The organism is Streptomyces sp. H27-H5 (genome assembly GCF_026627505.1).
Taxonomy (GTDB): domain Bacteria; phylum Actinomycetota; class Actinomycetes; order Streptomycetales; family Streptomycetaceae; genus Streptomyces.
Genome location: NZ_JAPNLK010000076.1, coordinates 1 through 24,157 on the forward strand (window position 1 = coordinate 1; position 24,157 = coordinate 24,157).

A 24,157-nucleotide genomic window follows, 5' to 3' on the forward strand; every position below is an offset into this window, starting at 1 on the left:
GCGCCGGCCTGAGCCTCTACCGCGTCGTCCGCGAGCTGCAGACCCTCCTCGCGACATGGACCGGCGTCTGCCCCACCTGTCACCGCGGCATACCCACACCAGCCCCGACCTGACCAAGCCCTACTAGACGTTCGCCGGTCGCTGGTGCACAGCACTAGGGCAGCAGGCCCCGGACCGCCGTCCAGGCGTCGACGACCTCCGCGAGGGGGTCGTCGGCCGCCAGGTGGTCGCGGACCAGGGTCGCCCAGGGCACCAGGTTCTTGATCCGCCGCAGGTGCAGGATGCGCTCGCGCGGCAGGTCCCGCCAGTCCCGCGCCTCGGCCGCCGCCCGCGCCGGGGTCAGGTCGATCAGCGCGAGCACGTCCCGGCACAGGGCCGCCGGGTCGCCGCCGCGGCCGGGCCCGAACTCCCGGATCAGGTAGCCCCGTACGGCCGCCGTCTCCGCCCCGCGCGTCAGGTCGTCGGGCCGGCCCGCCCGCAGGATCGCGGCCAGCGCCACCCGCCCCCACCGCATCCGCGCCGCGTCGGGCAGCGCCCGGTCGCGCATGCGGGCGACGGCGATGCCGCGCAGGGTCTCGGGGTGGGGTTCGTCGAGCAGGGGTGGATCGGTGGCCAGCCAGGCCTCCAGCTCGTCCAGCGAATGGCCGTCCGGCGGTACGTACGTCAGCACCTGCCCGCGGCTGAGCAGTGCGACCACCGCCCCTGTGAGGTGGACCCGCGCCACGTGCCCGGCGTCGAAGAAGCCGACGGTCCGCCCGTACCGCTCTATCCGCCGCAGCCCGAGCCGCAGGTCCCCGACGGCGTAGACCTGCCCGGCGCGCGCGACCCCGCCGATGCAGCGGACGACGCACACCCCACCGGTCACGTCGGCCCGCTCGACGGAGTACACCTGCAGTTCGGCGATGGGCACCCGGCCCCCTTTCCCCGGCGGGAGGCTACCCGGTGGCGGGGCGGGCCCGCGACGGCCGATGGCCGGGTTCCCGCGAGGGGGACCCGGCCATCGGCGCGTACGACGGTGCTGCGACCGCTACGACCAGGTGAGGAGTCGGCGGGGGTGTTCCAGGACCGCCGCGATGTCGGCCAGGAAGCGGGAACCGAGCTCGCCGTCGATCAGGCGGTGGTCGAACGACAGCGCCAGGGTGGTGACGTGGCGCGGCTTGACCTTGCCCTTGTGGACCCACGGCTGGAGCTTGATCGCGCCGATGGCGAGGATCGCGGACTCGCCGGGGTTCAGGATGGGCGTGCCGGTGTCGACGCCGAAGACGCCGACGTTGGTGAGGGTGAGCGTGCCGTTCTGCATGTCCGCCGGGGACGTCTTGCCGTCCCGGGCGGTGCCGACCAGGGCCGACAGGGCCTCGGACAGTTCGCGCAGCGACTTGCTGTGGGCGTCCTTGATGTTCGGGACGATCAGCCCGCGCGGGGTGGCCGCCGCGATGCCCAGGTTGACGTAGTGCTTGAGCACGATCTCCTGGGCCGCCTCGTCCCAGGACGCGTTGACGTCCGGGTTGCGGCGGATCGCGACGAGGACGGCCCTGGCGATCAGGAGCAGCGGGTTGATCCGCAGACCGGCGAGGTCCGGGTCGTCCTTGAGCTCCTGGACCAGCTTCATCGTCCGGGTCACGTCGAAGGTGATGAACTCGGTGACGTGCGGCGCGGTGAAGGCGGAGCCGACCATGGCCTGGGCGGTGACCTTGCGGACGCCCTTGACCGGGATCCGGGTCTCGCGCGCGGCCGGATCGACCGGGGTCCGGACGACCGCCTCGGCCGCCACCGGGGCGGGGGCCTGGGCCTGGACGGCGGCCGGCGCCGTGACCTGCGCGGTCTGCGGGGCGATCGCCGCGGCGGCCGCCGCGTGGACGTCCTCCCGGGTCACGACCCCGCCGTCACCGGTGGGGATCACCAGGGCCAGGTCGATGCCGAGGTCCTTGGCGAGCTTGCGCACCGGCGGCTTCGCCAGCGGACGCTCGGAACCGGCGGGCGCGGCGTGTGCCGAGCCGTTCTGCGCGGGAACCACGGGAGCCGGTACGACGGCCGGTACGACCGCCGGCGCGACGGCCGAGCCGTTGCGCGCGGCCACGGAGGCGGCCGGAGCGGCGCCCGCCTCGGCCGCGCCCTTGCGGGGGCGCCGCTTGGTGGAGGCCGTGGACACGCCGTAGCCGACCAGGACCGGCTGACGGACCTCGGCGACGGGCTCCTCGGCTGCGGCCGGGGCCGCCACGGCCGCCGGGGCGGCGGCCTCGGGGGCCTCCTCCGCCGGACCGGTCCGCACCGAGATGATCACCTGGCCGACGTCGACCGTGACGCCTTCCTCGAAGAGCAGGGCGTGGACCACGCCGTCGAACGGGATCGGCAGCTCGACGGCCGCCTTCGCCGTCTCGACCTCGCAGACGACCTGACCGTCGGCGACGGTGTCGCCCGGCTGGACGTACCACTTGAGGATCTCGGCCTCGGTGAGGCCCTCGCCCACGTCGGGCATCTTGAATTCACGGATGGTCACAGGGCTCTCCTCAGTACGCCAGCGAGCGGTCGACGGCGTCGAGCACCCTGTCCAGGCCCGGCAGGTACTCGTCCTCCAGGCGGGCCGGCGGGTACGGCGCGTGGAATCCGCCCACGCGCAGCACCGGCGCCTCCAGGTGGTAGAAGCACCGCTCCGTGATGCGGGCGGCGATCTCCGAGCCCACGCCGAGGAACACCGGCGCCTCGTGGACGACCACGAGCCGGCGGGTCCGCTCCACCGAGGCCTGCAGTCCGTCGAAGTCGATCGGGGACATCGAGCGCAGGTCCACGACCTCGACCGACTTGCCCTCCTCGGCCGCGGCGGCCGCCGCCTCCAGGCAGACCTTCACCATGGGGCCGTAGGCCGCCAGGGTGATGTCCGTGCCCTCGCGCGCCACCCGGGACCCGTGCAGGGCGTCCGGGATGGCCTCGACGTCCACCTCGCCCTTGTCCCAGTAGCGCCGCTTCGGCTCGAAGAAGATCACCGGGTCGTCGCTGAGGATGGCCTGCTGGAGCATCCAGTAGGCGTCGCTCGCGTTCGAGGGCGAGACCACCTTCAGGCCGGGGACGTGCGCGAACAGCGTCTCCGGGGACTCGCTGTGGTGCTCGACCGCGCCGATGCCGCCCGCGTACGGGATGCGGATGACGACCGGCATCTTGATCTTGCCGAGCGACCGCGCGTGCATCTTCGCGAGCTGCGTGACGATCTGGTCGTACGCCGGGAAGACGAACCCGTCGAACTGGATCTCGACGACCGGCCGGTAGCCGCGCAGGGCCAGGCCGATCGCGGTGCCGACGATGCCCGACTCGGCGAGCGGGGTGTCGATGACCCGCTCCTCGCCGAAGTCCTTCTGGAGACCGTCGGTGATGCGGAAGACGCCGCCGAGCTTGCCGACGTCCTCACCCATGATCAGGACCTTGGGGTCCGTCTCCAGGGCCTTGCGCAGCGAATCGTTGAGCGCCTTCGCGATGGTCAGCTTCTGAACGGCCATGGCGGTCACTCCCCACCTTCGAAGGACGCGAGGTACGCGGCGAACTGGGCGCGCTCCTCGTCGACGAGCGCGTGCCCGTCCGCGTAGACGTTCTCGAAGATCGCCATCGTGTCCGGGTCGGGCATGGCGCGCACGACCTCGCGCACCCGCTTGCCCAGGGTCTCGCTCTCGACTTCCAGCTGCTCGAAGAACGCCTCGTCGGCGCCGCCCGTCGCGAGGAGGTGGGCCTTCAGACGCAGGATCGGGTCCTTCGCCTCCCAGGCCGCGGTCTCCTCGTCGCGCCGGTACTTCGTCGGGTCGTCGGAGGTGGTGTGCGCGCCCATGCGGTAGGTGAACGCCTCGACGAGGGTCGGGCCCTCTCCGCGACGGGCCCGCTCCAGCGCCCACCGGGTGACCGCGAGGCAGGCCAGGACGTCGTTGCCGTCCACCCGGACGCCCGGGAAGCCGAAGCCCTGGGCGCGCTGGTAGAGCGGTACGCGCATCTGGCGCTCGGTCGGCTCGGAGATCGCCCACTGGTTGTTCTGGCAGAAGAACACCACGGGGGAGTTGTAGACGGCCGAGAAGGTGAACGCCTCGGCCACGTCGCCCTGGCTGGACGCGCCGTCGCCGAAGTAGGCGATGACGGCCGAGTCGGCGCCGTCCTTGGCCACACCCATGGCGTAACCGGTCGCGTGCAGGGTCTGCGAGCCGATGACGATCGTGTACAGGTGGAAGTTGTTGATCTTCGGGTCCCAGCCGCCGTGGTTCACACCGCGGAACATGCCGAGCAGGTTGGTCGGGTCGACCCCACGACACCAGGCCACACCGTGTTCACGGTAGGTCGGGAAGACGTAGTCGTCGTCGCGCAGCGCGCGCCCGGAACCGATCTGCGCGGCCTCCTGGCCGAGCAGCGAGGCCCACAGGCCCAGCTCGCCCTGACGCTGCAGGGCGGTCGCCTCGCCGTCGAAACGGCGCGTGAGGACCATGTCGCGGTACAGGTCGCGCAGGTCGTCGGTGGTGATGTCGGCGACGAAAGGAGCGAACTCGGCGATGTCGGGGTTGTCCGCGACCTCGACCCGTTCTCCCTCGGGCGTCAGCAGTTGTACGAGCTGAGGCTCGGCGTCGTGCGGCTGTGCGGTGGCAGCGGCGGTCTTGCGGGCGCCGGCTGCGCCTGCCGCCCGCTTGGTGCCACTGCTGCGTCGCGGCTTGCGCGCGGCAGTGCTCTCCACGGTCACGTGTGCTCCTCCGTCGGTCCGGCACCCGGGTTCTCCGGGGTCCAGTGCGGCTCACCTGTATCTGTACCCGCGCACGGGGTGGGTGCGCGGAACGTACGGGATTCAGGCGTGACAGGTGCCCCGGCGAGTGCCCTGCGCAATGCACGTTACCCAGTGCCCCGCATAACTGCGAAACCCCGTTTGACCTGCGATTTTGCTTGGATATCCAAGTAAATCGGCGACTTCGGGAACAACCACTGGTCACAGCCTTGCAGGGGGCCGGAACAACGGCACGTTATCCCGGGTAACTCCGGCAGGGAAGGGGTTCAAGGGTGATCACTGATGGAGGAACGCCGCGGCCCCCGGACGGGCGGACCCGGTCGTGAACCCTCCACACCGGCAATCGCACACAAAGACGAACGCCGGGAAGGGCGGGAAGAGGCGAACGGCTTCACCGGACGAAAACGGCGAGTATGTGAACGAGTGTGTGAAGATGAGTTTGTGCGCGAAGACGGAAAAATCAAGGTATTTCTCCTGGACGACCACGAGGTGGTACGTCGGGGCGTCCATGAACTCTTGTCGGTCGAAGACGACATCGAGATCGTCGGGGAAGCCGGTACGGCCGCCGACGCACTCGTCCGGATTCCCGCCACCCGTCCCGACGTGGCGGTCCTCGACGTCCGCCTCCCGGACGGCAGCGGCGTGGAGGTCTGCCGCGAGGTGCGCTCCCGGAACGAGGACATCAAGTGCCTGATGCTGACCTCGTTCGCCGACGACGAGGCACTGTTCGACGCGATCATGGCGGGCGCCTCCGGCTACGTCCTCAAGGCGATCCGCGGGAATGAGCTGCTCAGCGCCGTCCGCGACGTCGCGGCCGGCAAGTCCCTGCTGGACCCGGTGGCGACCGCCCGGGTGCTGGAGCGCCTGCGCGACGGCAAGAACGGCAAGGGCGACGACCGGCTCTCCAACCTCACCGAGCAGGAGCGCAAGATCCTCGACCTGATCGGCGAGGGTCTGACCAACCGCGTCATCGGCGAGCGCCTGCACCTGGCGGAGAAGACGATCAAGAACTACGTCTCCAGCCTGCTGTCGAAGCTCGGCATGGAGCGCCGCTCCCAGGCCGCCGCCTACGTGGCCCGCCTCCAGGCCGAAAAGCGCGCCTAGTCCGGCCGAAAAGGGGTGACAGCCCCGTCGATTCGGGACCAACGTCCCTGATCAACGGGGCGGGATCCCCTTTCCCGACCGGGGGTAGGAGGCGGAGAGTGGAGTGCATGTCCCCTGAGGAACTCCACGCCATCGAACTGCTGCGCCGGGTGCCGTACGGCCGAGTGGCCACCAGCATGCGCGCGCTGCCCTTCCTCGCGCTCGCCCGCCACATCGTGGTGGACGGCAGGGTCGTGCTGAGAATGCACGCCGGGTTCGGCCACCACCAGGCGTGCAACGGCAGCGTGGTCTCCTACGGCGCGGACAACTTCAATTCCGGGGACCGGCGCCTGTGGTCGGTTCAGTTCACCGGCACCGCGGAACTCGTCGAACCGACCAACGCGGAACTGGAACTCTTCGGTCCGGGTCCGCATTTCGTCGACGGCGCCCTTTTCGACCCGGTCTACATGCGCATCGAACCGCAACTCGTCACCGTGCACACCCTGGCCGGGAGCCACGCGCGCGACCGGGAGTACCAGCACGCGCTCTGAACGGACGGCGCGCGCCGCGGACGAGGGTACGGGAAGGGCCCGTCGGAATCGCTTCCGACGGGCCCTTCCCGTACATGACGGATCTCGCGGCCTGGCCTTTACTGCCCGGCGCCCTCGCCACCCTCGTCCCCACCGGCGCCTCCCGGGCCTCCGGTCTCGGGCGGCGGTTCCGTCACCGGCTTCGTCGGGGTCGACGGCTTGGACGGCGACGGCTCGTTGCTCTCCGACGGCTTCGTCGAGTGCGACGGCGACGACGAGGGCGAGTTCGACGGCGGGGTGTAGCTCGGAGAGGTCCTGCCGCGGCTCGGCGAGGGCTTGTACGTCTCCTCGTCCTCGCTGTCGTCCGTGCGCGGGGAGTCCGGGGACTGCGCCGAGGGGGAGTCCGCCGGCGTCTCCGCGGAGCTGGCCGGGGTCTTCGGCGAACTCTGCGAGGTGCCGGGGGACTTCTTCTCGTTGCCCGAACCGCCGCCGCCCACGGTCTTCACCGCGTACGCGACGCCACCGGCGATGGCCAGCACCGCGAGCAGCGCGAAGACCACCATCTTCCAGCGGCCTCCGCCGGCGCCCTGGCCGCCGTTACCGCCCTGGCCGCCGTGACCGTTGCCGTTCCTGCCGTTGCCGTATCCGCCGCCGCCCGGGAAGGCCGACCCGTCGTCGGGGTTGAGCGGGGGCACCATCGGCTGCTGGAACTGCGAGGTCGTGGAGTGCTGGGGGTACTGCTGCCCGCCCGGCCCGCCCTGCGGCATCGCCGTGGTGGGGTTCGACCCGGGCTGGCCGTGCGGCAGCGCCATGGTGACGGGGCCGGTGTTCCAGGTGCCGGTGTTCGGCCCCTGGTCGTGGAGCATCTGGAGCGCGTACTGGACGAGCCCGCGCATCTCCTCGGCCGACTGGAAGCGGTCGTCCGGGTCCTTGGCCAGCGAGCGCATGACCAGGCCGTCGAGCTCCTGCGGGATGTGGTGACCCTCCGGCAGCTGCGACGGCGGGATCGGCGCGTCCTGGACGTGCTGGTAGACCACCGACAGCGGCGTCTCGCCCGTGAAGGGGGGCCGCAGCGCGAGGAGTTCGTACAGCAGGCAACCGGTGGCGTACAGGTCGCTTCGGTGGTCTACGGCCTTGCCGAGGGCCTGTTCGGGCGACAGGTACTGCGGGGTGCCCATGACCATGCCGGTCTGGGTCATCGTCGACTGCACGCCGTGCAGGGCGCGGGCGATGCCGAAGTCCATCACCTTGACCGCGCCGGTGTCGGTGATGATCACGTTGGCCGGCTTGATGTCGCGGTGCACGATGCCGTGCTGGTGCGAGTAGGCCAGGGCCTCCAGCACACCCGCGACGATGATGAGCGCCTGATCGGGGCCCGGGGCCTCGGCGCTGATCAGCAGTTCGCGGATGGTGCGGCCCTCGACCAGCTCCATCACGATGTAGGGAACGACGTTCGGGCCGATCCGGTCCTCGCCCGAGTCGTACACGGCGACGACCGCGTGGTGGTTCAGCCCGGCGACCGACTGTGCCTCGCGCGTGAAGCGGGCCTTGGAGACGGGGTCCTCGGCGAGGTCGGCGCGCAGCAGCTTCACGGCGACGGTGCGGCCCAGCCGGACGTCCTCGGCGGCGAACACCTCCGCCATGCCACCGCGGCCCAGGCGGTGGGTCAGCCGGTATCGGCCTTCGCCCACCAGGCCGCCTGCGCCCCAATGCTCAGGATCCTCGGCCATCCCGGCGCCGTTTCCCTCGGGTTCGGGTGCCATCAGTCCTCGCCGTCGTCTCTCTCGGGCCGCAACTCAGCGGTGTCCTCTTGGGGTGCTGCGACGAACGCTACAGCCTCGGAACCGTTCACCGTTCGGACAATGGCTCGCGGTGGCCTTGTGGTCACGGAACGGGCACCTGGCTTGACGTGTGCTTGCCCTCCGGCAGACTGGCTGCCACATGCGCTCTGCCAGACGCGTCAGGACACCGCCCGAGGGGAAGCAACAGTCATGAGCCAGGACGGCACACAGGGCCGGTACGCAGGCGGCTCCCTGGCCGGTGGCCGTTACCAGCTAAGGGACTTGCTCGGCGAAGGCGGCATGGCGTCCGTCTACCTCGCGTACGACTCGGCCCTGGACCGCCAGGTCGCCATCAAGACGCTGCACAGCGAATTGGGGCGGGAGGCGTCCTTCCGCGAGCGGTTCCGCCGCGAGGCGCAGGCTGTAGCGAAACTGTCGCACACGAACATCGTCTCGGTATTCGATACCGGCGAGGGCGAGCTCGACGGCGCGCTGATGCCGTACATCGTCATGGAGTACGTCGAGGGGCAGCCGCTCGGCTCCGCGCTCCAGACGGACATCGCGCAGTACGGCGCGATGCCGGCCGACAAGGCGCTCAAGGTCACCTCCGATGTGCTCGCGGCGCTCGAAACCAGCCACGAGATGGGTCTGGTCCACCGCGACATCAAGCCCGGCAACGTGATGATGACCAGGCGCGGCGTGGTCAAGGTCATGGACTTCGGCATCGCCCGCGCCATGCAGTCGGGCGTCACGTCGATGACGCAGACCGGAATGGTCGTCGGCACCCCGCAGTACCTGTCGCCCGAGCAGGCGCTCGGCCGGGGTGTGGACGCCCGGTCCGACCTCTACTCCGTCGGCATCATGCTGTTCCAGCTGCTGACGGGGCGGCTCCCCTTCGACGCGGACTCGCCGCTGGCCATCGCGTACGCCCATGTGCAGGAGGAGCCGCCGGCGCCGTCCTCCATCAACCGGTCGGTGACGCCGGCGATGGACGCGCTGGTGGCGCGGGCCCTGAAGAAGAACCCGAACGAGCGCTTCCCGACGGCCGCGGCCATGCGCGACGAGATCGACCGCGTGATGGCGGCCGGTCGGACGGTGGCCCCGGCGATCGTGCCGGGTGCGCCCTCGGGCGGCAGCGGCGCGGGTGTGAGCTCGGCCGTGTTCCCGCCGGTGGACTCCGGGTTCCAGGCGCCGCCGCAGTCGGTGCAGCAGCCGTACCAGCCGCCGCACACCCCGGCGCCGTCCCCGTACGCGCCGCAGACGCAGGCGCAGGGCGGATACGCGTACCCGCCCCAGCAACAGCACGCGCACCAGTACGCCCCGCAGACCCCGCCGCCGTTCACCATCTCGCCGAACCCTGCCCCTGCGGGCGCGGGCGGCGGGTCGAAGAAGAACACGGGCGTGATCGTGGGCTCGATCGTGGTGGCGCTGGTGGCCATCGGCGGACTGATCGCCGTGCTCAACCTGGGCGGCGACGACAAGGACAAGGACGTCGCGACGCCGTCCTCCTCGACCTCGGCGTCCGGCTCCACGCGCCCGGGCTACCGGGGGCCGGACCTCTCGCGGACGATCGACGTGGAGAAGTGCAAGAGCCCGACGAAGGCCTACGACGACGCCAAGAAGGTCAACGCCCCCGACTTCCGGTACAAGAACATCCGCTCGGTGAAGGACTGCATCCAGGCCGCGGGCTGGAAGCTCAAGGAAGAGCCCCGGGACGAGGCCGTCTACGGGGACGGCACCGTGGTCGACCAGTTGCCCTCCGCCGACGACAAGATCGACCCGAAGGACACCACCTTCACCCTCCGCGTCTCCACCGGAAACCCGGAGTAGGGCGGAGCAGGCCGAAGGACGAGCGGCTCCGGGCGGCGGTCACCGATCGCCGCCCGGTCCCGCTCCTCCCCTTTTCACCCCTCCTCTTTTTGGTGTCATTCGCGCCCTTCGCGCTCTTTCGTGGAAGCGGCATCCCGTACACGGTGTACGAGATGCCGCTTTTGTCCGTTTATGCAAACCTGAGCGCGTGACTCACGCCCGCGCACCGCGCTGGACGGCCGGCGCCGCATTGACGGCCGCCGCGCTGCTGGTCGCGGCGCCGGCGCACGCCCAGGGCGCCGCCTCCGCGGCCCCGGCCGCCCGCTCCCTCGCCCGCGCGTTCGTCCCCGCCCTCGCCGCCGCGACCACGGCCACCGATCCGGCGTCGGTCGTACCCGAAGAGGCCTACGAGGAACTGGCCGGCAGCGCCGCCGGTTCCGGCCGGGAACGGCCCGGACGTCCCGTGGCCGAGCCGGCCAGCCCCCTGACGGTGTCGATCGGCCGCCCCCTGCGACCGGAGCGGCCCGCACGACCGGAACGGCCCGGACTGCCCGAACGGCCCGGACTGCCGGAGCGGCCCGGCCTCCCCGAGCACCCGGGGCTGCCGGACGCTGCGGCGGAGCGGCCGGGTTCGGCGGAGCGGCCCGCGCGACCCGAGCGGCCGGGACTGCGGGAGCGGCCGGAACTCCGGGAGCGGCAGCGGCCTCCTCGGGCGCACGAACGGCCGCAGGCCTCGGAGGTACCGGAACCCTCCCGCCGCGAGTCGGTCGCGAAGCCGACGCCCGAACCGACCGGCAGCTCCGCGGTCGAGGCGATGGGCACCGGGCCCAACGAGCGGGCCGCCGATCTGGCGGCCCACCTGCTGCCGCTCGGCACCGGGTTCGCCCTGATGGGGCTGGGCCTGGGCTTCATGGGCGTACGGCTGCGCCGAGGGCGCTGACCGCCCGCCCTGGCGGCACTCGGGACGGACGCCGCCTCCTGCGTCCCTCCTGCGGAGTACATCCACAGACGGTTGCGCGCCGGTACATACCCGGTATACATACTGAGTATGTCGATCCGTCACGGGCTTCTCGCCCTGCTCGAAAGGGGTCCTCGGTACGGCTCTCAGCTGCGTACCGAGTTCGAATCCCGCACCGGGTCCACCTGGCCCCTCAACGTCGGGCAGGTGTACACCACCCTCGCCCGACTGGAGCGCGACGGGCTCGTCGCGCCCGGCGGCGAGGACCCCGCCGGGCACACCCTGTACGCCATCACCGACACCGGCCGCGCCGAGCTCCACGAGTGGTACGAGCGGCCCGTGGACCGCGCCAACCCGCCCCGGGACGAACTGTCCATCAAGCTCGCCATGGCCGTCGGCGCCCCCGGCGTGGACATCCGCTCCGTCATCCAGTCCCAGCGGCACGCCACGATCAAGGCGATGCAGGACTACACCCGGCTCAAGGCGCAGGCGCTCACCGCGATCGAGAGCGGCACCTCCCACGAACGCGACGACATCGCCTGGCTGCTGGTGCTGGAACAGCTGATCTTCCAGACCGAGGCCGAGGCCCGCTGGCTCGACCACTGCGAAGCCCGGCTCGTCCGGCTCTCCCTGCCGGCCGACCGGAGAGCCGTACCCGATCCGCCCCAGGCCGCACCGTCCGCGCCCGGCGCCGAAGCGACGACCGCCACCGCGGCCGCCGGCGCCACCACCGACCTCCCCTCCACCGCCCGCACGCGGCGGAGTTGAACAAACCGTCCCAGGGGGACCCTTCCATGCCTGACCAGCAGTCACAGAACGCCGTACTCCAGCTGGACAAACTCGTCCGCACGCACGGCAGCGGCGCCACGGAGGTGCACGCCCTGCGCGGCATCGACCTCGCCGTGTACCCGGGCGAACTCGTCGCCGTCATGGGCCCGTCGGGGTCCGGCAAGTCCACCCTGCTCACCCTCGCCGGCGGACTCGACACCCCCAGCAGCGGCCGGGTGATCGTGGAGGGCACCGACATCACCACCGCGAGCCGCAAGCAGCTCGCCGCGCTGCGCCGCCGCAGCATCGGCTACGTCTTCCAGGACTACAACCTGATCCCGGCCCTCACCGCGGCCGAGAACGTGGCGCTGCCCCGCGAACTCGACGGGATATCGGCCCGCAAGGCACGGGCCTCCGCCCTGGCGGCGCTGGAGGAGATGGGCCTGGCGCAGCTCGCCGACCGCTTCCCCGACGAGATGTCCGGCGGACAGCAGCAGCGCGTGGCCATCGCCCGCGCCCTCGTCGGCGACCGCCGCCTGGTCCTCGCCGACGAGCCCACCGGCGCCCTCGACTCGGAGACCGGGGAATCCGTGCTGGCCCTGCTGCGCTCGCGCTGCGACGCGGGCGCGGCCGGGATCCTGGTCACCCACGAGCCGCGGTTCGCCGCGTGGGCGGACCGGGTGGTCTTCCTGCGCGACGGCAGCGTCGTCGACGAGACCCTGCGCAGCCACGCCGACTCCCTGCTCTCCGGGCGGGCGGCCGGCCTGTGACCACCCCGCTCCACTCCTGGTACCACTCCTGGATCGCCGCGATCCGAATAGCCCGCCGCGACGCCTGGCGCGCGAAGGGGCGCAGTGCCCTCGTCCTCGCGATGATCGCCCTGCCGATCGTCGGGGTGAGCGCCGTCGACCTCACCACCCGCAGCGCCGCGCTCACCGTGGACGAGACGTTGTCCCGCCGGATCGGCACCGCCGACGCCGTGTTGTCGAACTCGGACATGGGCGTCCCCGTGTACCAGAAGCCGAACGGCGAGTCCTTCGCCCCCGTCGGCGGCTACTCGTCCTGGGACCCCTCCGCGCGCGACGACGGCAACGACCCCCTCCCGTCCGCCCTCCCGCCGGGCGCCCGGTCCGTGAAGGACAGCAAGGGGCACGCCAAGGTCCGCACCACGCACGGCCTGCTGGACATCCGCCTGCGCGAGCTGGACACCGCCGACCCGCTCGTCGAGGGCATCCTCACCCTCAAACGGGGTCGGCTCCCCGCCGCGCCGGGGGAGATCATCGCCACCGACGCCTTCCTGAAGGACTCCGGGTTCTTCGTCGGCTCCCAGGTCACCCCGCGCGGCTCGTCCCGCGCCCTGCGGATCGTGGGGGCGTACGAACTCCCCTCCGCCCTGCAGGAGCGGGAGGCCACGGCCCCGCCCGGGACCCTGCTCACCCCGCTCGACAAGGAACTCCGGGCCGCCGGGACCGACGGGGTGTCGGTCGACGACACCTACCTCGTCAAGGTCGGCGGCGAAGGTTTCACGTGGAACATGGTGAAGGCGGCGAACGCCAAGAGCGTCGTCGTGGTCTCCCGCGCCGTCAATCTGAACCCGCCCGCCGACTCCGACGTCCCCTTCTACGAGCAGCAGAAGGAGGAAGGCCGATTCGACAAGTCGACGGGCATGCGGACCGTCGAGATGACCATCCTCGCCACCGTCGTCGGCCTCGCGATGCTGGAGATCTGTCTGCTCGCCGGTCCCGCCTTCGCGGTCGGCGCCCGGCGCTCGCGCCGCCAACTCGGCCTGGTCGGAGCCAACGGCGGCGACCGTCGCCACATCCGCGCCATCGTCCTCTCCGGCGGTCTGGTCATCGGCGCGGCGTCCGCCGTCGTCGGCCTCGTCCTCGGCGGCGCGCTCACCCTCGGCCTCCGGCCGGTCCTGGAGGAGTACCTGGGGCTGCGCTGGGGCGGCTTCGAGGTCCGTCCCCTGGAACTCCTCGGCATCGCGCTGCTCGCCGTGGTCACGGGCCTGCTCGCCTCGATCGTCCCGGCGATCACCGCCTCCCGGCAGACCGTGCTGGCCTCGCTGACCGGCCGCCGGGGGGTCCGCAAGGCCAACCGGGTCCTGCCGTTCATCGGGCTGCTGGCCGTCGCGGCCGGCGCCGGCATCGCGCTCTACGGAGCCGTGTCCAACACCGGGACCGTGGTCGTAGGGGGCGGCAGCGCCCTCGCCGAGCTGGGCGTGGTCGCCCTCACCCCGACCCTGGTCGGCCTGTTCGGGCGCCTCGGGCGGTGGCTGCCGCTGTCGCCGCGGCTCGCCCTGCGCGACGCCGTGCGCAACCGGGGGCGTACGGCCCCCGCCGTCGCGGCGGTCCTGGCCGCCGTCGCCGGCACCGTGGCGGTGGCCACGTACGAGTACAGCACCGACGTGCAGGCCCGCCACGAGTACGTCGCGAACATGCCGGCAGGCGCCGGCCTGCTGGCGAGCAACGAGAACGACCGGTACCGGGACGTGCCCGCCGTCCGCGACGCGCTCGCGAAGGAGTTCCCGCTGGCGATCCGGGCGGACGTGGACCGGATCGTCGTGGGCAAGCCGACGTGCGATTCCTACTCGGTGGATCCGGGCTGCGGACGGGCGGAGATCCTCACGCCCAAGGAGAACCGCTGCCCGCTCTACGCGTCGAGGGACTCCTTCGAGTCCTTCACCCCCGCTCAGCGGCGTGAGTTGTACCAGGACTGGCGGTGCAAGCAGAACCGCTACCAGCAGCCCTTCCAGTCGGTCGTCGCCGACGACAAGTTGATGCGGGTCCTCGGGGTGAGCGACCCCGGCGCCGCGGCCGCGCTGAAGGCCGGAAAGCCCGTCTCCTTCGACAAGCGCTTCATCAAGGACGGCAGGCTCACCCTCGTCATCGTGACCGAGGAGCCCAAGGGCATGGATTCCGACGAGGAGCCGCAGGGCGTCAAGAAGGTCATGGCGGTCCATCAGGCGACCGATCCCGACGCGGGCTACGGACTCGGCGTGGTCTTCCCCGCGAGCGCCGTGAAGGCTGCCGGTCTCACCACCGCGCCGGCCGGCTCGTACTTCACCCTCGACGGGACGCTCGGCAGCGCGCAGCGCCAGAAGCTGGACAGCCGCATCGACCAGATCGGCCTGGAGGCCACGGTCGTGGTCGAGGAGGGGTACCAGGGCCGGGGCACCCTGCTCATGCTCGCCCTCACCATCTTCGCCGGTCTCGTCACCATCGGCGCGGCGGGCATCGCCACGGGCCTCGCCCAGGCCGACGCCGAGGCCGACCTGAAGACGCTGGCCGCCGTCGGCGCCCCGCCGCGGGTGCGGCGGACGCTGAGCGGCTTCCAGTGCGGGGTGGTGGCCCTGATGGGCGTGGTCCTGGGCTCCGTCGCCGGACTGTTGCCGGCGGTCGGGCTGCGGCTCACCGAGCGGGAGACCGCCAAGCGGCTCCTGGAGGAGTCCGGCATCACCGATGGCCAGTACATCCCCATCGCGGTGCCGTGGGAGACGCTGGCCGGACTGCTGGTGGTGGTCCCGTTGGGCGCGGCCCTGCTGGCCGCGATCGTCACGAAGTCGAGCGGAGCCCTGGCCCGCCGGGCGGCGGGCTGACACCGGATCTCCCGGGGCGCCCGTGACACGGGTGACCAGGGTGACCGCTGGGTGACGTACGAGTGACGACGGGGTCATCGTGTGCCCCCGTACAGGGTGGATCACGCCTGTACGGGGGCACACCGTGTGAGAACGAAGGTGTGCGAGAGAATGACGGCATGGAGATGCCGAGGAGTGAACGGTCGCAGGACAGCCCCCCGCACGTCCTGATCGTGGGACAGGACGGGATGGCGGTCGGCGGCGCCGATGACGAGTCGCGCGAGGTCCCGGTGACGGAGATGGTCGAACAACCCGCCAAGGTCATGCGGATCGGCAGCATGATCAAGCAACTCCTGGAAGAGGTGCGTGCCGCACCTCTCGACGAGGCGAGCCGTGTCCGGCTCAAGGACATCCACGCCGCGTCGGTGAAGGAACTCGAAGACGGCCTGGCTCCCGAGCTGGTCGAGGAACTCGAGCGCCTGTCCCTGCCGTTCACCGAGGAGGCGATCCCTTCCGAGGCGGAACTGCGGATCGCGCAGGCGCAGTTGGTGGGCTGGCTGGAGGGCCTCTTCCACGGGATCCAGACGGCCCTGTTCGCGCAACAGATGGCGGCGCGGGCACAGTTGGAGCAGATGCGGCGGGCTCTGCCTCCGGGCGCCTCGCACGAGGACGACGACGAGGGTCCGCACGGCGCGGTCCGCTCCGGCCCCTACCTGTAGCCCGATCGGCCCTTCGGCCCGATCGGCGGCCCGATCCCGGACACCCCGGATCGTCTCCGGACACCCACACCCCGGTGGAGCCCCGGCTCCGCCGGGGTGACGCGTGTCCGGGGCGGGCGTCTCACGGCGGCCGTACGGGGGGGGGTTCCTCACAGCGGCGCGATAAGCGGCCGGTAAGTGGCGGAACCCGCGCGCAACACCGCCCCCGCATACTCGGAGGCATGAGTTACGACGCCATCGTCCTCGCAGGCGGCGCCGCCCGGCGACTCGGCGGGGCCGACAAGCCCGCCCTGCACGTCGGCGGCCGGGCCCTGCTCGACCGGGTCCTCGACGCCTGTGTCGACGCGGACGCCACCGTCGTCGTCGGCGGGCCCCGGGTCACCTCGCGCCCCGTGCGCTGGACCCGCGAGGATCCGCCGGGCGGGGGACCGGTCGCCGCGCTGGACGCCGGACTGCGGGCGACGACCGCGGCGCGGGTGCTCGTGCTCTCCGCCGACCTGCCGTTCCTGGACCGCGCCACCGTACGGTCCCTGCTGGACGCGCCCGGCCCCGACGGGGCGATGCTGCGGGATCCGGACGGCCGGGACCAACCGCTGGTGGCCTCCTACCGCGCCGAGCCGCTCCGTGCGGGGCTCGCCCGGTTGGCCGCCGCACACGGCGACTTGGCGGGCCTCCCGCTGCGCGAGCTCACCGCCGGACTCGACGTGGCGACCGTCACCGCCACTGCGCCACTCGCCTCCTTCGACTGCGACACCTGGGACGATCTCGCGGACGCCCGGGCCCGGATCAGAGAGCATGGGACCGTGCTGGATCAATGGATCACCGCCGTCAAGAACGAGCTGGGCATCGACGTGGACGTCGACACCAAGACCCTGCTCGACCTCGCCCGTGACGCCGCCCACGGCGTCGCCCGGCCCGCCGCCCCGCTGACCACCTTCCTGATCGGCTACGCGGCCGCCCGGGCCGAGGCCGCCGGCGCGGACCCGGCCCGGGCCGTCGCCGAAGCCTCCCGCAAGGCGGCCGACCTGGCGCTGCGCTGGGACGGGGAAACCTCCGAGAAGAACACCGAAGCCGGCTCCGGATGACCCGTACCGACGCCGAGCGCGTCCCGGCCGAAGCCGCCTCCCCCGGCCCCGAGGGGTCCCCCGGTTCCTCCGCCGACCAGGCCCTCGACGAGGCCCTGGCCCTCGTCTCGCGCACCCCGGACGGCGGCGGGCACCGCGCCGCGCCGTGGCTCCGGGCCCGCGAGGCGGCCGCCCGGGCCGGTTCCGGCGTCCGGGCCCGCTCGCACCGGCTCCCGCTCCCCGACGCCCTCGGCGAGGTGCTGACCGGGCCCCTCGACGCCCTCACCGACCTGCCGTCCTTCGACACCTCGGCCATGGACGGCTGGGCGGTCGCCGGCCCCGGCCCGTGGGCCGTCCGGGACGGCGGGGTACTGGCCGGCTCGGAGCGGCCCGAGCCCCTCGCGGACGGCGAGGCCGTACGGATCGCCACCGGGGCCCGGATCCCCGCCGACACCACCGCCGTGATCCGCTCCGAGCACTCCCGCGAGGCCGGCTCCCAGCTTTTCGCCGAGCGGCCCGTCGCCACCGGCCAGGACATCCGCCCGCGCGGCCAGGAGTGCCGCTCCGGCGACCTGTTGCTGCCCGCCGGCTCCCTGGTCACCCCGGCGGTGCTCGGCCTGGCGGCCGCCGCGGGGTACGACGCGCTGGAGACCCGCCCCCGGCCGCGCGTGGAGATCCTGGTACTCGGCGACGAGTTGCTGATCGAGGGGCTCCCGCACGACGGCCTGATCCGCGACGCCCTGAGCCCCATGCTCGGCCCGTGGCTGACCCGACTGGGCGCCGAGGTCATCGGAACGCGGCGGCTCGGCGACGACCCCGCCGGGGCCGAGGCCCTGTACGAGGCCGTCACCACCTCCGACGCCGACCTGATCGTCACCACCGGCGGCACCGCCTCCGGCCCCGTCGACCACGTGCGTCCCGTGCTGCGGCGCGCGGGGGCCGAACTCCTCGTCGACGGGGTCGCCGTGCGTCCCGGGCATCCGATGCTGCTGGCCCGGCTCGGGGACCGGGCCGCCGGCCGCCACCTGGTGGGGCTGCCCGGCAACCCGCTCGCCGCCGTGTCCGGGCTGCTGACCCTGGCCGAGCCGCTGCTGCGGGCCCTCGCGGGGCGCCGGCAACGCCCCCGGTACACGGTCGCGGTTCAGGGGGACGTACCGGGGCACCCGTACGACACCCGGCTCGTCCCGGTGCTGCTGACCGACGAGCACGCGGTGCCGCTGCGCTATCACGGCCCCGCGATGCTCCGGGGGGTGGCGGCCGCCGACGCGCTGGCCGTCGTACCGACCGGCGGCGCGCGGTCCGGGCAGGAACTCGAAGTACTCGATCTGCCGTGGGCAGCGGGGGGATGTTTCACGTGAAACTGCACGGCCATGACGCCATGGCCCGGGGCGCGGACGAGAAACTCGTCTCCCGGCGCGTCAAACTGCCCAAACGGGAGGTCGAGAAGCCCCTGCGGCAGGTCACCCGGCGCCTGTTGATGGCCCTGTTCGTGATGTGCCTGACCGTCCTGATCGTGTGGCTCGACCGGGGCGGCTACCACGACAACGCGGACGACAGCATCGACCTCCTCGACTGCGTCTACTACGCGACCGTCACCCTGTCGACGACCGGATACGGCGACATCGTCCCGTACAGCGCCAGCGCGCGACTGCTCAACGTCCTGCTGATCACTCCGCTGCGCGTGCTGTTCCTGATCATCCTCGTCGGTACCACCCTGGAAGTCCTCACCGAGCGGACCAGGGAAGAATGGCGGCTGAACCGCTGGAGGAAGAACTTGCGTGACCACACGGTCGTGATCGGCTTCGGCACCAAGGGGCGCTCGGCCCTGCAGACGCTGCTGGCCACCGGCCTCCACAGGGAGCAGGTCGTCGTCGTCGACCCGAGCTCCAAGGTGGTCGACATCGCCAACGCGGAGGGGCTCACGGGCGTCGTGGGCGACGCCACCCGCTCCGACGTGCTGCTCCGCGCCGAGGTGCAGAAGGCCCGCCAGATCGTCATCGCCACGCAGCGGGACGACACGGCCGTCCTGGTGACGCTGACCGCGCGTCAACTCAACCGCGGCGCGAAGATCGTCGCGGCGGTGCGGGAAGAGGAGAACGCCCCGCTGCTGCGCCAGTCGGGCGCCGACGCGGTCATCACGAGCGCGAGCGCGGCGGGCCGGTTGCTGGGCCTGTCGGTGCTCAGCCCCAGCGCGGGCACCGTGATGGAGGATCTGATCCAGCAGGGCAGCGGCCTGGACCTGATCGAACGGCCCGTCCGGAAGCCGGAGGTCGGCAAGTCGGTCCGGGAGACCGAGGACCTCGTGGTGAGCGTGCTGCGCGGCCACCGGCTGCTGGCGTACGACGACCCGCACGCGAGCCCGCTCCAGTCCACGGACCGCGTCATCACCATCGTCCGCGCGGTGCCGCCGCACACGCAGCCGGCCACCCTGGGGCCCGCGGAGTAGGCGGGTTGCCGGCCTGCGGGGAGCGGTTCGCGTAGCCTCCGGGCCATGCATGCGATCACCATCGAACAGCCCGGCGGCCCCGAGGCCCTGGTCTGGGCCGACGTACCCGATCCGGTGGCAGGCGAGGGCGAGGTGCTCGTCGAGGTCGCGGCGAGCGCCGTGAACCGCGCCGACGTCCTCCAGCGACAGGGGTTCTACGATCCCCCGCCCGGCGCGTCCCGGTACCCGGGGCTGGAGTGCTCCGGTCGGATCACCGCGATCGGTCCGGGAGTGTCCGGTTGGTCGGTGGGCGACGAGGTGTGCGCCCTGCTGGCCGGTGGCGGGTACGCGGAGCGGGTGGCCGTCCCGGCGGGACAACTGCTGCCGGTGCCCGACGGCCTGGACCTGGTGACGGCCGCCGCACTGCCGGAGGTGGTCTCGACGGTGTGGTCGAACGTGTTCATGGTGGCGGGGCTGCGCCCCGGCGAGACCCTGCTCGTGCACGGCGGCTCCAGCGGGATCGGCACCATGGCGATCCAGTTGGGCAAGGCGATCGGCGCGAGGGTGGCGGTGACGGCCGGCGGCAGGGAGAAGCTGGCGCGCTGCGCGGAGTTGGGCGCGGACATCCTGATCGACTACCGCGAGCAGGACTTCGTCGAGGAGCTGCGGTCCGCGACGGACGGGGCGGGGGCGGACGTGATCCTGGACATCATGGGCGCGAAGTACCTGTCACGGAACCTGGACGCCCTGGCCGTCAACGGCCGGCTCGCGATCATCGGGCTCCAGGGCGGGGTGAAGGCCGAGCTGAACCTGGGCGCGCTGCTGGCGAAGCGGGCGGCGATCACCGCGACCTCGCTGCGGGCCCGCCCGCTGGAGGAGAAGGCGGCGATCGTCGCGGCGGTACGGGAGCACGTGTGGCCGCTGGTGACGACCGGCCGGGTGCGCCCGATCGTGCACGCCACCCACCCGATGCGGGACGCCGCCGAGGCCCACCGGGTCATGGAGTCCAGCGCGCACGTCGGCAAACTGCTGCTGACCACGACCTGACCGGCGAAGCCGTGCCGACCCGTCCCGGAGCCGCGTACGGCGGCCCCGGAACGGGTCGGTGCTACAGCGAGCGCAGCAGGACGGCGGGCGACTCGACGCAGTCGGCCACGTACCGCAGGAAGCCGCCGGCCGTACCCCCGTCGCAGACCCGGTGGTCGAACGTCAGTGACAGCTGTACGACCTGACGGACGGCCAGCTCGCCCCGGTACACCCACGGCTTCGGGATGATCCGGCCCACCCCCAGCATCGCCGCCTCCGGGTGGTTGATGATCGGCGTGGAGCCGTCCACCCCGAACACCCCGTAGTTGTTGAGGGTGAACGTCCCGCCCGTGAGGTCGGACGGGGCCAGCTTCCCGGCCCGCGCCAACTCCGTCAGTCGCCCGAACTCCGCCGACAGCGTCTCGGGGTTGCGGGTCTGCGCGTCCCGGACCACCGGGACGACCAGGCCGCGTTCCGTCTGCGCGGCGAAGCCGAGGTGCACCGACGGCAGCCGGACGATCTCCTTCGCCGCCAGGTCCACGGTGGAGTTGAGCTCCGGGTACTTGGCGAGGGCGGCCGTGCAGATCCGGGCCAGCAGGGCCAGTACCGAGATCTTGGGCCCGCCCGCGGCGTTCATCGCGGTCCGCGCGGCCATCAGTTCGGTGGCGTCCGCGTCGACCCAGCAGGTGGCCTCGGGGATCTCCCGCCGGCTGCGCGAGAGCTTCTCGGCGACGGCTCCCCGTACGCCCTTGAGCGGGATCCGCACCTCGCCCGCGACGGCGGCGACGGGGACCGGCGCCGGGGCGACCGGCTCGGCCGTCGACCGCGGCGCCCTCAGGGCCGCCTCGACGTCCGCGCGCAGGATCAGGCCCTCGGGCCCGGACCCGCTGAGCGCCCGTAGATCGAGCCCGTTGTCCCGGGCCAGCTTGCGCACCAGGGGCGAGATCACCGGAACCGGCCCGACCGCCACGGCGACCGGGGCGGAAGCGGCCACGGCGACCGGGGCGACAGCGGGGGCGAGGCCGGCCGCGGCGGGCGGCCGCGACCCGGCGGCCGCCGGGCGGACCCGCCGGCGGCGCGCCGGACGGGAGTGGTCCGTGCCGTAGCCGACGAGCACGTTCCCGGAACCGGAGGACGCCGGTGCGGCGCTCTCCGTCGGCTCCGTGCCCGCTCCCACGGCGACGGTGATCAGCGGAGCCCCCACCGGCAGCTCCGTCCCCTCCTCGCCGAACCGGGCGGTGACCACACCGCCGTAGGGACACGGGACCTCGACCATCGCCTTGGCCGTCTCCACCTCGACCACCGGCTGGTCGATCTCGACGACGTCGCCGACCGCCACCAGCCAGCGGACGATCTCCGCCTCGGTCAGTCCCTCGCCGAGGTCCGGCAGCTTGAACTCCAGTACCTGCGGCATCAGTTCTCCCACTGCAGGCGGGCCACGGTGTCCAGGATCCGGTCCACGCCCGGCAGGTGGTGCTTCTCCAGCATCGGCGGCGGGTACGGGATGTCGAACCCGGTCACCCGCAGCACCGGCGCTTCCAGGTGGTGGAAGCAGCGCTCCGTCACGCGGGCGGCGATCTCCGCGCCCGGTCCGCCGAAGCCGCCGGCCTCGTGGACCACCACCGCGCGCCCGGTGCGTCGCACGGAGGCGACGACCGTCTCCTCGTCGAACGGAACGAGCGAGCGCAGGTCCACGACCTCCAGGTCCCAGCCCTCCTCGCGGGCCGCCTCGGCGGCCTCCAGGCACACCGGCAGGGAGGGCCCGTAGGTGATCAGCGTCGCGCTCGTGCCCGCCCGGCGGACCAGGGCCTTGCCGATGCCGGGCACGGCCGCCGGGGAGTCGGGCGACCAGTCGGCCTTCGACCAGTACAGCCGCTTCGGCTCCAGGAAGATCACCGGGTCGTCGCTCGCGATGGACGCGCGCAGCAGCCCGTACGCGTCCTCCACGGTCGCCGGGGTGACCACGGTCAGGCCGGGGGTGGCGACGTAGTACGCCTCGGAGGAGTCGCAGTGGTGCTCGACGCCGCCGATCCCGCCGCCGTACGGCACCCGGATGGTGATCGGCAGCGGCATCGCGCCGCGGGTGCGGTTGCGCATCTTCGCGACGTGCGAGATCAGTTGCTCGAAGGCCGGGTAGGCGAACGCGTCGAACTGCATCTCCACGACCGGCCGCAGCCCGTACATGGCCATGCCGACGGCGGCGCCGAGGATGCCGGCCTCCGCGAGCGGGGTGTCCGTGCAGCGGTCGTCGCCGAACTCCTTCGCGAGCCCGTCGGTGATCCGGAAGACCCCGCCGAGCGTGCCGACGTCCTCGCCCATCACGTGGACGGTCGGGTCCTCGGCCATCGCGTCGCGCATCGCCCGGCCCAGGGCCTGGGCCATGGTCGCCGGCTTGGCGACGGGCTTGGCCGCGGTGGTGGTCGTCATCACTCGTTCCCCGCTTCGAGTTCCGCGCGCAGCATCTCGGCCTGTTCGCGCAGCCGGTCGGTCTGCTCCTCGTAGACGTGCGCGAAGAGGTCCATCGGGTCGAGCACCGGATCGGCGTTCATCCCGTCGCGCAGCGCCGCCGCCATCGCGTCGGCCGCGTCCTTCGCCACCTGTATGCCCTCCGCGTCCAACAGGCCGCGCGCGGTCAGTTCGCGCTCCAGCAGGGCCACCGGGTCGTGCGCCTTCCAGGCCTCCACCTCGGCGTCCGAGCGGTAGCGGGTCGCGTCGTCGGCGTTGGTGTGCGCCTCCATGCGGTACGTGACGGCCTCGATCATGGTGGGGCCGCCGCCCGAGCGTGCCCGCCGGACCGCCTCGGACAGCACCTCGTGCATCGCGGCGATGTCGTTGCCGTCGACCAGCCGGCCCGGCATTCCGTACCCGACGGCCTTGTGGGCCAGGGTCGGGGCGGCGGTCTGCTTGGCGAGCGGGACGGATATCGCGAAGCCGTTGTTCTGCACGAGGAAGACGACCGGGGCCTGCCAGACGGCGGCGAAGTTCATCGCCTCGTGGAAGTCGCCCTCGCTGGTGCCGCCGTCGCCGACCATGGCGAGCGCGACCACGTCGTCCCCGCGCAGTCGGGCGGCGTGCGCCAGGCCGACCGCGTGCGGGAGCTGGGTGGCGAGCGGGGTGGAGAGCGGGGCGATCCGGTGCTCGCGCGGGTCGTACCCGGTGTGCCAGTCGCCGCGCAGGAGCGTCAGGGCCTGGACGGGGTCCAGCCCGCGCGCCACGGCGGCGAGGGTGTCGCGGTAGCTCGGGAAGAGCCAGTCGCGCTCCTCCAGGACCATCGCGGCGGCGATCTCGCAGGCCTCCTGGCCGACGGTCGAGGGGTACACGGCGAGCCGGCCCTGCTTGGTGAGCGCGGTGGCCTGGGCGTTGTAGCGGCGGCCGCGCACGAGCTCTGCGTAGCACCGGCGCATCAGCTCGGGGTCGAGCCCGTCGGCGGCCGGGGTGCCCAGCACCCGGTACGGCTCGGGGTCCGGGAGCAGCGGGGCGGCATCCGTACGGGGACTCCAGGCGGGCGGCGTGAAACGGTGGGACGCACCGGCACCGGGCAGCTCTTGGACCGTCATGGCGGCGTACACCTCCTCGTGGGAAGCGGGCAGGGAGCACCCCGGGTGTGAGGCGCCTCACCTACCGATTGTTCGGTTGTCCGCGCAATTTGGCTACAGCCGGCTCCAGGCTGTGG

The 24,157-nt window shown here is 72.4% G+C and carries 20 protein-coding genes; 12 read left to right on the plus strand and 8 right to left on the minus strand.

All coding sequences use genetic code 11. The features are described from left to right. Positions 1-154: 154 nt before the first annotated feature. The 4 genes from OTB19_RS30445 to pdhA (OTB19_RS30460) all read right to left on the minus strand — a co-directional run bounded on the left by OTB19_RS30445 (position 155) and on the right by pdhA (OTB19_RS30460) (position 4,702). Positions 155-910, minus strand: a complete 756-nt coding sequence (locus OTB19_RS30445) for a hypothetical protein (RefSeq protein ID WP_267801843.1) — start codon at positions 908-910, stop codon at positions 155-157. 117 nt (positions 911-1,027) lie between these two features. Then, on the minus strand, positions 1,028-2,476 hold the full coding sequence (locus tag OTB19_RS30450; RefSeq protein WP_267801885.1) for a dihydrolipoamide acetyltransferase family protein: 1,449 nt from the start codon (positions 2,474-2,476) through the stop codon (positions 1,028-1,030). A gap of 31 nt (positions 2,477-2,507) precedes the next feature. Next, on the minus strand, positions 2,508-3,488 hold the full coding sequence (locus OTB19_RS30455; protein ID WP_053675762.1) for an alpha-ketoacid dehydrogenase subunit beta: 981 nt from the start codon (positions 3,486-3,488) through the stop codon (positions 2,508-2,510). 5 nt (positions 3,489-3,493) lie between these two features. After that, positions 3,494-4,702 (minus strand): pyruvate dehydrogenase (acetyl-transferring) E1 component subunit alpha, encoded by a 1,209-nt coding sequence (gene pdhA / locus OTB19_RS30460; RefSeq protein WP_267801844.1) that lies wholly within the window; start codon positions 4,700-4,702, stop codon positions 3,494-3,496. 480 nt (positions 4,703-5,182) lie between these two features. Here pdhA (OTB19_RS30460) and OTB19_RS30465 point away from each other — a divergent pair, with 480 nt between their 5' ends. Together OTB19_RS30465 and OTB19_RS30470 are read left to right on the plus strand one after the other, a co-directional pair. Beyond that, positions 5,183-5,845 (plus strand): response regulator, encoded by a 663-nt coding sequence (locus OTB19_RS30465; protein WP_267801846.1) that lies wholly within the window; start codon positions 5,183-5,185, stop codon positions 5,843-5,845. A gap of 107 nt (positions 5,846-5,952) precedes the next feature. Then, on the plus strand, positions 5,953-6,375 hold the full coding sequence (locus tag OTB19_RS30470) for a pyridoxamine 5'-phosphate oxidase family protein (protein ID WP_267801847.1): 423 nt from the start codon (positions 5,953-5,955) through the stop codon (positions 6,373-6,375). Between the two features lie 98 nt (positions 6,376-6,473). On the opposite strand, the gene OTB19_RS30475 is transcribed toward OTB19_RS30470, so the two are convergent. After that, the gene (locus OTB19_RS30475) at positions 6,474-8,117 is read right to left on the minus strand and encodes a protein kinase domain-containing protein (protein ID WP_267801849.1); all 1,644 of its coding nucleotides are present in this window, start codon (positions 8,115-8,117) and stop codon (positions 6,474-6,476) included. A gap of 228 nt (positions 8,118-8,345) precedes the next feature. Between OTB19_RS30475 and OTB19_RS30480 the strand changes: the two genes are divergently transcribed. From OTB19_RS30480 to OTB19_RS30525, 10 genes are all read left to right on the plus strand, one after another. Next, positions 8,346-9,965, plus strand: a complete 1,620-nt coding sequence (locus OTB19_RS30480; RefSeq protein WP_267801851.1) for a protein kinase domain-containing protein — start codon at positions 8,346-8,348, stop codon at positions 9,963-9,965. A gap of 187 nt (positions 9,966-10,152) precedes the next feature. Further along, positions 10,153-10,884, plus strand: coding sequence for a hypothetical protein (locus OTB19_RS30485; protein ID WP_267801852.1), 732 nt, complete (start codon positions 10,153-10,155; stop codon positions 10,882-10,884). A 108-nt stretch (positions 10,885-10,992) separates the two neighbouring features. Then, on the plus strand, positions 10,993-11,670 hold the full coding sequence (locus tag OTB19_RS30490) for a PadR family transcriptional regulator (RefSeq protein ID WP_267801854.1): 678 nt from the start codon (positions 10,993-10,995) through the stop codon (positions 11,668-11,670). A 26-nt stretch (positions 11,671-11,696) separates the two neighbouring features. Beyond that, positions 11,697-12,440 carry an ABC transporter ATP-binding protein gene (locus OTB19_RS30495; protein WP_267801855.1) on the plus strand — a complete coding sequence of 248 codons (744 nt, stop codon included), beginning with the start codon at positions 11,697-11,699 and terminating at the stop codon, positions 12,438-12,440. A gap of 101 nt (positions 12,441-12,541) precedes the next feature. After that, positions 12,542-15,271, plus strand: coding sequence for an FtsX-like permease family protein (locus OTB19_RS30500; RefSeq protein ID WP_267801887.1), 2,730 nt, complete (start codon positions 12,542-12,544; stop codon positions 15,269-15,271). Positions 15,272-15,429: 158 nt separating this feature from the next. Next, the gene (locus tag OTB19_RS30505) at positions 15,430-15,969 is read left to right on the plus strand and encodes a bacterial proteasome activator family protein (RefSeq protein ID WP_267801856.1); all 540 of its coding nucleotides are present in this window, start codon (positions 15,430-15,432) and stop codon (positions 15,967-15,969) included. Positions 15,970-16,190: 221 nt separating this feature from the next. Beyond that, entirely contained in the window at positions 16,191-17,054 is an 864-nt protein-coding gene (locus tag OTB19_RS30510) for an NTP transferase domain-containing protein (RefSeq protein ID WP_267801858.1), read from the plus strand. Beyond that, positions 17,051-18,391, plus strand: a complete 1,341-nt coding sequence (locus OTB19_RS30515) for a molybdopterin molybdotransferase MoeA (RefSeq protein ID WP_267801860.1) — start codon at positions 17,051-17,053, stop codon at positions 18,389-18,391. Before OTB19_RS30510 ends, OTB19_RS30515 begins: the two co-directional genes overlap by 4 nt. Continuing rightward, on the plus strand, positions 18,379-19,479 hold the full coding sequence (locus OTB19_RS30520) for a potassium channel family protein (protein WP_267801862.1): 1,101 nt from the start codon (positions 18,379-18,381) through the stop codon (positions 19,477-19,479). Before OTB19_RS30515 ends, OTB19_RS30520 begins: the two co-directional genes overlap by 13 nt. 45 nt (positions 19,480-19,524) lie before the next feature. Next, positions 19,525-20,505: an NAD(P)H-quinone oxidoreductase gene (locus OTB19_RS30525; protein WP_267801863.1), complete on the plus strand. Its 981-nt coding sequence runs from the start codon at positions 19,525-19,527 to the stop codon at positions 20,503-20,505. 61 nt (positions 20,506-20,566) lie between these two features. On the opposite strand, the gene OTB19_RS30530 is transcribed toward OTB19_RS30525, so the two are convergent. Genes OTB19_RS30530 through pdhA (OTB19_RS30540) form a run of 3 tightly spaced genes read right to left on the minus strand, consistent with a single transcriptional unit; the run spans position 20,567 to position 24,041 of the window. Beyond that, a complete protein-coding gene (locus OTB19_RS30530) occupies positions 20,567-21,898 on the minus strand; it encodes a dihydrolipoamide acetyltransferase family protein (RefSeq protein ID WP_267801864.1) in 1,332 nt (443 codons plus the stop codon). Then, positions 21,898-22,911: an alpha-ketoacid dehydrogenase subunit beta gene (locus tag OTB19_RS30535; protein ID WP_267801866.1), complete on the minus strand. Its 1,014-nt coding sequence runs from the start codon at positions 22,909-22,911 to the stop codon at positions 21,898-21,900. Before OTB19_RS30535 ends, OTB19_RS30530 begins: the two co-directional genes overlap by 1 nt. After that, positions 22,911-24,041 carry a pyruvate dehydrogenase (acetyl-transferring) E1 component subunit alpha gene (pdhA, locus tag OTB19_RS30540; RefSeq protein WP_267801868.1) on the minus strand — a complete coding sequence of 377 codons (1,131 nt, stop codon included), beginning with the start codon at positions 24,039-24,041 and terminating at the stop codon, positions 22,911-22,913. Before pdhA (OTB19_RS30540) ends, OTB19_RS30535 begins: the two co-directional genes overlap by 1 nt. Positions 24,042-24,157 lie beyond the last annotated feature (116 nt).